The organism is Mesorhizobium sp. M7A.F.Ca.ET.027.03.2.1 (genome assembly GCF_003999175.1).
Taxonomy (GTDB): domain Bacteria; phylum Pseudomonadota; class Alphaproteobacteria; order Rhizobiales; family Rhizobiaceae; genus Mesorhizobium.
In genome coordinates, this window is the sequence record NZ_RZOM01001355.1 from 1 (window position 1) to 1,325 (window position 1,325).

Sequence of the window (1,325 nt, forward strand, 5' to 3'; positions counted from 1 at the left end):
GGTCGGCGAAGCGCCCGCCGCCTGGCGCCGGAGGCACTTGCAGGGCCATTGATCCTGCGTGAGATGCAGACCCGTGATGCGCAATCCTCGATGTTGCAGCCACAGCCACTTTTTCGTGAAGCTGAACGGGTTGATCCCTTCGCCTGTCTGCCTAGGTAGAAAGGAGCGGCGGGCGCCACGCAAATCTGACATCGGGCCAATCTGACAGTCGGCATGATATTTTCCTGCATTCAAAAGCTTGCCCTCGCTGTTCTCTGTGTGGGAATCCAGTCTTCCTGCGTCGTTCCCGACGATGCGTCGCGTATCGCCAAGGTTGATCCAACGGCGGCGGCCGCCCGCAAGGAGATGGTCGGCCTCAGCGAAGCCGATGTTCGAATGTGCGCCGGGTTTCCGACCGCCACCGCCGACGCCGGCCGATCGGGCCAGATCTGGACCTACAAGCGCATCGTCCAGCGCGGCAATCTCAGCATTGTGGTTCCGACTCTAGCGGTAGGCGCGATCCCGGCGGTCGGCGGCTCCGTCAATGTCGCTCCCGGCGGCTATTGCGACACGCAAATTCGCATGGTCGACGGCCGCGTCGCCGAAGTTGCCTATGCCGGCGACAACAATTTGCCGAACAGGCGCGACGCGCTTTGTGTCAGCACGGTGGACGCCTGCGTGGCCTATGCGCGTCAACACGGTCAGAGGCCGGCGGCCAGATAGCCGGCGGCAGCGAAACGGCGATGACGGTCACGCAAATACCGTTGAGGGCTTGACTGACCCGCCGGACAGAATACGCTAGCGCAAAATACCGGCTCTGATCGCCGGGCGGCAAGAATGCCTCGTATGCCTCGCCCTTGCGGCGCTGGCTGCGAGGCATTGTCATTTTGGGGATCTGTTTGAAACGGCGTATCGAGATCGGCATCCTGTATTCCCGCTCGGGGAGCTATCAGCTCGTCTCCGATGCGTGCCGCATGGGCGCCATGCGTGCGATCGCCGACATCAACGCCGACCGCAGCTCAGGCATCGAGCTGGTGCCGGTCGAGCGCGATCCGCAAAGCAATGCCGATCGCTACGCGACGCTGTGCGAAGACATCTTCAAGACCAGCAGCGCCCGCCATGTGGTCGGCTGTGTCACATCCTGGAGCCGCAAGGAGACGATCCCGGTTTTGGAGAAAGCCGGCGGCATGCTCTGGTATGCCTGCCCCTATGAGGGCTTCGAGGCCAACGAGCATGTCGTCTACATGCACGCTTGCCCCAACCAGCATCTGGTGCCGCTGATGGCGCATGTCGTGCCGCGCTTCGGCGCCAACGGCTTCCTGCTCGGTTCGAACTATATCTGGGGC

General features: G+C 62.7%; 3 protein-coding genes. 2 read left to right on the plus strand and 1 reads right to left on the minus strand.

Annotation, left to right across the window (positions count from 1 at the left end; genetic code table 11):
- Positions 1 to 234, minus strand: a 234-nt coding sequence (locus tag EN750_RS40125) for a hypothetical protein (RefSeq protein ID WP_210212796.1), incomplete at its 3' end; no start/stop codon positions are given.
- A gap of 24 nt (positions 235 to 258) precedes the next feature.
- Here EN750_RS40125 and EN750_RS34600 point away from each other — a divergent pair.
- Positions 259 to 702, plus strand: coding sequence for a hypothetical protein (locus EN750_RS34600; RefSeq protein ID WP_245482896.1), 444 nt, complete (start codon positions 259 to 261; stop codon positions 700 to 702).
- A 176-nt stretch (positions 703 to 878) separates the two neighbouring features.
- Positions 879 to 1,325 (plus strand): transporter substrate-binding protein (locus EN750_RS34605; RefSeq protein WP_145968208.1); only part of this gene is annotated, 447 nt, incomplete at its 3' end.